Source organism: Mycolicibacterium vulneris, assembly GCF_002104765.1.
Classification (GTDB): domain Bacteria; phylum Actinomycetota; class Actinomycetes; order Mycobacteriales; family Mycobacteriaceae; genus Mycobacterium; species Mycobacterium vulneris.
In genome coordinates, this window is record NZ_NCXM01000062.1 from 1 (window position 1) to 7231 (window position 7231).

The 7231-nt window shown below is 70.4% G+C and carries 6 protein-coding genes and 1 pseudogene; 2 read left to right on the top strand and 5 right to left on the bottom strand.

Translation table 11 applies throughout. From position 1 onward, the window contains the following. Nucleotides 1-2076: ATP-binding cassette domain-containing protein (locus B8W69_RS29165; protein WP_181447513.1), on the top strand; the 2076-nt coding region annotated here is incomplete at its 5' end. 33 nt (nucleotides 2077-2109) lie between these two features. After that, a complete protein-coding gene (locus B8W69_RS29170) occupies nucleotides 2110-4680 on the top strand; it encodes an ATP-binding cassette domain-containing protein (RefSeq protein ID WP_085293112.1) in 2571 nt (856 codons plus the stop codon). A gap of 19 nt (nucleotides 4681-4699) precedes the next feature. Here B8W69_RS29170 and B8W69_RS29175 read toward each other — a convergent pair whose 3' ends face one another. The 5 genes and pseudogenes from B8W69_RS29175 to B8W69_RS29195 all read right to left on the bottom strand — a co-directional run. Continuing rightward, nucleotides 4700-5263, bottom strand: a complete 564-nt coding sequence (locus B8W69_RS29175; protein ID WP_085293113.1) for a pentapeptide repeat-containing protein — start codon at nucleotides 5261-5263, stop codon at nucleotides 4700-4702. Then, nucleotides 5260-5847: a GTP-binding protein gene (locus tag B8W69_RS29180; protein ID WP_085293114.1), complete on the bottom strand. Its 588-nt coding sequence runs from the start codon at nucleotides 5845-5847 to the stop codon at nucleotides 5260-5262. The genes B8W69_RS29175 and B8W69_RS29180 overlap by 4 nt, the downstream gene beginning before the upstream one ends. Next, complete coding sequence (locus tag B8W69_RS29185) at nucleotides 5828-6202, bottom strand: DUF742 domain-containing protein (RefSeq protein WP_085293115.1); 375 nt, start codon at nucleotides 6200-6202, stop codon at nucleotides 5828-5830. Before B8W69_RS29185 ends, B8W69_RS29180 begins: the two co-directional genes overlap by 20 nt. 6 nt (nucleotides 6203-6208) lie before the next feature. Next, entirely contained in the window at nucleotides 6209-6616 is a 408-nt protein-coding gene (locus B8W69_RS29190; RefSeq protein ID WP_085293116.1) for a serine protease inhibitor, read from the bottom strand. Further along, nucleotides 6613-7218: pseudogene (locus B8W69_RS29195) on the bottom strand (ATP-binding protein); the annotation flags it as partial. The gene B8W69_RS29190 and the pseudogene B8W69_RS29195, both read right to left, overlap by 4 nt. Nucleotides 7219-7231 lie beyond the last annotated feature (13 nt).

Here is a 7231-nt window from a genome sequence, read left to right on the forward strand (position 1 = left end):
CCGCACAACGCCGCGCCGCTGGCGCACATGCCGGCCGTCTCGGCCAGCCCGCACACCCGGATGGCCCCCACCTCCGCCAAGCCGCCCGAGGTGGCAAACCTGGCAACGAAGATGTTCCAGGCGCTGCTGCCGTCGCGGTCCGGCGCGATCCAGAAGCCGGCCGGGTCACAGACCATCGGCCGGGCCACCGACAACGACATCGTCATTCAGGACGTCCTGGCCTCGCGTCACCACGCCTTCTTGATCCAGACGCCGCTGGGCACCGAGATCCGCGACGCGCACAGCGTGAACGGGACCTTCGTCAATGGTGTCCGGGTCGGCTCGGCTGTGCTGACCGAGGGCGACGTGGTCACCATCGGCAACGTCGACCTGGTGTTCACCGGCGACAGCCTGGTCCGGCGCACCGAGGCGGCGACGCGCACCGGCGGCCTGGAAGTCAACTCCGTCTGCTACACCGTCGACCACGGCAAGCAGTTGCTCGACCACATCTCGCTGACCGCCCGGCCCGGAACCCTAACCGCCATCATTGGTGGGTCGGGCGCCGGCAAGACCACCCTGTCGCGGCTGATCGTCGGCTACACCAGTCCGACCTCGGGCAACGTGACCTTCGAGGGCCACAACATCCACACCGAGTACGCCTCCATGCGCAGCAGGATCGGCATGGTCCCGCAGGACGACGTGGTGCACCGCCAGCTCACGGTCAACCAGGCCCTGAACTACGCCGCCGAGCTGCGCCTGCCGCCGGACACCAGCAAAGACGAACGGGCCCGCGTCGTCGCGCAGGTGCTCGAGGAACTCGACATGACCCAGCACGCCGACACGCGGGTCGACAAGCTCTCCGGCGGCCAGCGCAAGCGCGCCTCGGTCGCCCTCGAGCTGCTCACCCAGCCGTCGCTGCTGCTGCTCGACGAGCCGACGTCGGGTCTGGACCCGGCGCTGGACCGTCAGGTCATGCTGATGCTCCGCCAGCTGGCCGACGCGGGCCGCGTGGTGCTGGTGGTGACCCACTCGGTGTCGTACCTGGACGTGTGCGATCAGATCCTGCTCGTCGCGCCCGGCGGGAAGACCGCGTTCTGCGGGCCGCCCGACCAGGTCGAGTCCGCCATGGGGACGCGCAACTGGGCCGACATCTTCGCCAAGGTAGGCGCCGACCCGGACGAGGCCAACCGCCGCTTCAAGGAGCGCAACCAGCAGTCGTCGCAGCCACCGACCCCGGAGAGCCCGGCGGATCTGGGCGAACCACCCCAGACCGACCTGTTGCGGCAGTTGTCCACGATCGCCCGGCGCCAGGTCCGCCTGGTCGTGTCCGACCGCGGCTACACCATCTTCCTGGCGATCCTGCCGTTCCTCATCGGCGCGTTGTCGCTGACGGTGAAGGGCCCGCACCCAGGCCTGGGTCCGGCCGATCCGATGGGTCCCGCGCCGACGCAGCCGCAGTACATCATGGTGCTGCTGAACATCGGTGCCGTCTTCATGGGCACCGCGCTGACCATCCGCGACCTGATCGGCGAGCGCGCCATCTTCAAGCGAGAACAGGCGGTGGGGCTGTCCACCACCGCCTATCTGCTGGCCAAGATCGCGGTGTTCTGCGTCTTCGCCACGGGCCAGGCGGCGATCGCGACCATCATCGTGCGGCTGGGTAAGGGCGCGCCGACGGCGCATCCGCAGTTCTTCGGCAACTCCACCTTCTCGCTGTTCGTCACCGTCGCGGGCACCTGTGTGGCGTCGGCCATGCTCGGCCTGCTGCTGTCGGCGCTGGCGCAGTCCAACGAGCAGATCATGCCGCTGCTGGTGGTGTCGATCATGTCCCAGCTGGTGTTCTCCAGCGGAATGATCCCGGTGTATCAGCGCTTCGGCCTCGAGGAGATGGCGTGGCTGACGCCCGCCCGGTGGGGCTACGCGGCGGGCGCGTCCTCGATCGACTTCCCGTCGCTGGTGAAGGTCAAGCAGATCCCGACCAACGACCCGATCTGGCAACACTCCAAGCACATTTTCGTGTTCGACATGTTCATGCTCGCCGCGCTGTCGATCGGCTACACCGCGATCGTCCGCTGGCATATCCGGCTGAAACGCTAGGCCGGCGCCCCAAACCTCGACCCCCTGGATGCGATGACTCGACCTGCGCAGCCCGTGCTGACGGCTCGATCTGACCGCTCCGAAGGTAGTTTCGCCGCCGGCCGTGACGTGGTCGTGGGCAGCGACCTGCGCGCCGACCTGCGCGTGGCGCATCCACTGATCGCCCGCGCGCACGTGCTGCTGCGCTTCGATCAGGGGCGGTGGCTGGCCGTCGACAACAACTCGCTCAACGGCATCTACCTGGACGGCCAGCGGGTGCCGGTCGTCGACATCCACGACGGCCAAACGATCAACATCGGCAAGCCCGACGGCCCGCGGATCACGTTCGAAGTGGGCCAACACACGGGCAGCGTCGGACTGCTGCCGCCGACCACGAAGTCGATCCCGATCATCACCGCGCGTCCCGCCGCGCCGGCGACTGGCCCGCGCCCGGCGCCGGCCCCGTCCCGACCGGTTGCGCCTCCGCCACGACCGCCCGCGCCGCCGTCGTCGCGCCCCTTCCCCCGGCGTGAGGCCCAGCGCAGGTCGGCCGCTCCGATCGTCCCGCCGGACAGCGCGACCCGCGCCGTACCGCAGTCCGGGCCGCACCCCGTCGCGCTGAACCCGCCCACCCAGGCCGCCCGCGCCGCAGACGCCGGCGAGTTCCCGACCACATGGGTCGGCGTCCCGGGATCCGACTCCGAGGTCCGGCCGCAGGCCGGCCGCGCCGCCTGGATCGGGCGCGCGCTCAACAACGACATCGTCGTGCCCGACGTGCTGGCCTCACGCCATCACGCCTTCCTGAACCCGACCCCGAGCGGCGCCGAGATCCGCGACGCGAACAGCAGCAACGGCACCTTCGTCAACGGTGTCAGGGTCGGGTCCGCGGTGCTGTCCGACGGCGACGTGGTGACGATCGGCAACGTCGACCTGGTGTTCCACAACGGGATGCTGGTTCGCCGCCAGGAGGCGGCGACCCGGGCCGGCGGCCTGGAGGTGCGCGAGGTCAACTTCGGCGTCGACGGCAAGAACCTGCTGGAGCGGATCTCGTTCGTCGCCCGGCCCGGCACGCTGACCGCGCTGATCGGTGGGTCGGGCGCGGGCAAGACCACGCTGTCGCGGCTGATCGCCGGGTACGCCACCCCGTCGTCGGGCTCGGTCACCTTCGAGGGCCACAACATCCACACCGAGTACGCCTCGCTGCGCACCAGGATCGGGATGGTCCCGCAGGACGACGTCGTGCACCGGCAGCTGACGGTCAGCCAGGCGCTCGGCTACGCCGCCGAGCTGCGCCTGCCGCCCGACACCAGCAAGTCCGACCGCAAGCAGGTGGTCGCCCAGGTCCTCGACGAGCTGGGCCTGACCGAGCACGCGAACACCCGGGTCGACAACCTGTCCGGCGGTCAGCGCAAGCGCGCGTCGGTGGCCCTGGAACTGCTGACGGGGCCGTCGCTGCTGATCCTCGACGAACCGACGTCCGGCCTGGACCCGGCGCTGGATCTACAGGTCATGACCATGCTGCGGCAGCTCGCCGACGCCGGCCGCGTCGTGCTGGTGGTCACGCACTCGCTGACCTACCTCGACGTTTGCGACCAGGTGCTGCTGATGGCGCCGGGCGGCAAGACGGCGTACCTCGGCCCGCCCGGCCAGATCGGCGGGGCCATGGGCACCACCAACTGGGCGCACATCTTCGCCAAGGTGGGCGCGAATCCGGACGAGGCCAATCGCCGCTTCCTCGCGCAGAACAGACCGCCGCCGCCCACGCTGACCGAGGCGCCGGCCGAGCTGGGCGTCCCGGCGCGCACCAGCAAGCGCCGCCAGTTCTCCACGATCGCCCGCCGCCAGGTCCGGCTGGTGATCTCCGACCGCGCCTACTTCCTGTTCCTGGCGGTGCTGCCGTTCGTGATGGGCGCGCTGTCGCTGACCGTGCCCGGCAGCGTCGGTTTCGGCTACGCCGATCCGATGAGCGAGTCGGCCGGCGAGGCCGGAATGATCCTGACCCTGCTCACCATGGCGGCCGCGTTCATGGGTACCGCGCTGACCATCCGCGACCTGATCGGCGAGCGGCCGATCTTCCGGCGCGAACAGGCGGTCGGCCTGTCGAGCACGGCCTATCTGCTGGCCAAGGTGGCGGTGTTCTGCACGTTCGCCGTCATCCAGGCGGCCATCGCCACGGCCATCGTGGTGGTGGGCAAGGGGCCGCCGACGCGGCCGGCGGTGCTGCTCGGTAACGCCACCCTCGAGCTGTTCGCGGGGGTCGCCGCGACGTGCGTCGCGGCGGCGATGCTGGGCCTGCTGCTCTCGGCGCTGGCGCGCTCCAACGAGCAGATCATGCCGCTGCTGGTGGTGTCGCTGATGATGCAGATGGTGCTCTCCGGCGGCATGGTGCCTGTCACCCACCGGATCTTTCTCGACCAGCTGTCCTGGCTGGTGCCCTCGCGGTGGGGCTACGCGGCACAGGGGTCGACGGTCGATCTGTGGGCGGTGTCGCCCGGCCCGCAGAGCCCGCGGGACAGCCACTTCGAGCACACGCCGGTGGCCTGGCTGTTCGACATGGGCATGCTCGCGGTACTCACCGTCACCTACGCGGCGCTGGTGCGGTGGCGCATCCGGCTGAGGCGCTGAGCGATCAGCCGCTGATCGCTCATCCGGCCGAAGCCCCATCCAGCCGCAGCCCGTGGGCGAGTGCGAAGGCGACGGCCTGGTCGACGTCGACGCGGGCGCCCGCCAGCGAGGCCGTGGTCCACAGCGCCGGATCCACGGTGCTGCCGCGCAGGTCGGCGTCGTCCAGGCGGGTGCCGGCGGTCCGCGCGCCGCGCAGGTCCGCGCCCCGCAGCACTGCCTTGCGCAGGTCGGCCTCGACCAGGCTGGTTTCCCGCAGCCGGCAGCCGCTCAGGTCGACGCCGCGCAGGTCGATGCCGCCGAGCACGGCGAGCGTGAAGTCGACCTCGTCGAACGTGATCGGCCGCAGCCGGCACTGCACGAACACCGAGCCGAGCATGCTGCACTGGGAAAACGTGCTGCGCCACAACGACGTCCGCCGGAACGTGCAGTTACGGAAGGCCGATCCACGGTGCTGCGACTCGGCGAGGTTGGCGCCGCCGAAGTTGCATTCGGTGAACACGACCCGCTCGGTCTGCAGCCGGCTGAGGTCGTCGTCGGTAAAGTCGTGGCCCTCGAATTCCTGGTCGACCCACCGCGTGGTCAATTGGCCGACAGGCTGGCCAGGGCGTATTCGCTGACCGCGATCAGGGCGTCGGTCGCCGACCGGCGATCCCTGGCGTCGATGCTGATCACGGGGATGTGCGGCGGCAGGGTCAGCGCCTGGCGCACCTCGGCGACCGGATAGCGGGGCGCGCCGTCGAACTCGTTGACCGCGACGAGAAACGGCAGGTTGCGGTGCTCGAAGAAGTCGACCGCGGCGAAGCTGTCCTGCAGGCGCCGGCAGTCGACCAGCACGACCGCGCCGATCGCGCCGCGCACCAGGTCGTCCCACATGAACCAGAAGCGGCGCTGCCCGGGCGTGCCGAACAGGTAGAGCACCAGGTCCTCGGCCAGGGTGATCCGGCCGAAATCCATTGCGACGGTGGTGGTCCGCTTGTCCGGGGTGGCCTCGAGCGCGTCGACGCCGGTCGAGGCGTCGGTCAGCATCGCCTCGGTGCGCAGCGGCATGATCTCCGACACCGCCCCGACGAAGGTGGTCTTGCCGGCCCCGAATCCGCCGGCGATCACGATCTTGGTCGACGCATGGGTGCCGGAATCGGGCTGCACGTCAGAGTGCGCGTAAGCCACGCAGTGTCCTTCCTATGAGTTCGTGGCGCTCGTCTCTGGTGGAACGCTCAGACAACGTCTTATGCACTCGAAGGTAGCCGGACAGCACCAAATCTCCGACCAGGACGCGCGCGACACCGAGCGGAAGGTCCAACCGGGCCGAGATTTCGGCGACCGACGGGCTGTCGACGCACAGCCGGATGATTCTGCCTCGCGCGTCGTTGGGCGGCCACCGGTGCGTCAGGCCGGCCTGCAGCGTCTGAATCGGCGCCTCGAGGGGAAGGTCGACGTTGGTGTCGGTCCGCCCGGACGTCAGGGTGTACGGACGGACCAGGTTCCCCTTACGGTGCGCCGGCCAGTTCTGGGGGGTGTCCATCGCGGCTCACGAGTGCTGCTGCACGGCCGACCGGCGGGTCGACTGCACCACGCCGCCCACCCGTTCGACGAGGACGGCCATCTCGTAGCCGATCTGACCGATGTCGCACGACGTCGCGGCCAGCGTCGCCAGGTGCGAGCCGTCCCCGACCCGCATCAACAACAGGTAGCCGTTCTGCATCTCGACCACCGACTGCAGCACCTGGCCGCCCTCGAACAGCTGCGCGGCGCCTGTGGCCAGGCTGGCCAGTCCGGAGGCCACGGCGGCCAGTTGGTCGGCGCGTTCGCGCGGGAGATGCTCGCTGGCGGCGATGGGCAGCCCGTCGACTGATACCAGCAGTGCGTGCGCGACGCCGGGGACCTCGCGGGCGAACCTGGTCACCAACCAGTCCAGGGAGTTGTCGGGGGAGGTCATCGCTCGTCGGATCCTTGATCGGTTTCACGGGCGTGGGAGCGTCCGCTGCGCACGCCACCGAAATGGCTACTGAACGAGGCGCGAACCGCCTCGGGGTCCCGGGCCAACGGGCCGGTGGCCGCGTGCTGCGGCTCCCGGTGCGACGGGGATCGGCCGTTCAGCCCCTGGTCCGGCTCGGCCGGCTCGTCCTGTTCGGCGCCGTTGGCGCCGCCGGGCACCAGCCGCGCACCTGGCGTGCGCACCGGCAGGCCGTGGTCGGTGGTGTGGGCCTCGACGGGCTTTTCCTCGGCCGCGGCCGCCAGCGTCCAGCCACGGTCCCAGACCGACTGCCAATCCAGGTCCGGGCTGTTGACCAGGTCGTGCGGGTCGCCGAGCATCTCCGACAGCATCCGCCGGTAGATGACGTCGTCGTCGGCCGGACCCGCCGGGGCCTTCGGGGCCGACGGGATGGACGCCACCGGGGCCGGCTCGTCCTGCCCGGGTTCCGTGCGGCTGTCGGCCTCCCGCGAGCGCGCGGAGAAGAAGGCCGAGGTGTCCGACGCCGCCCGGGCCGGCTGGGCGGGCGGGGCCGCCGGCTTCGGTTCGGGCGGCGTCGGACCTGGCCCTTATACACAT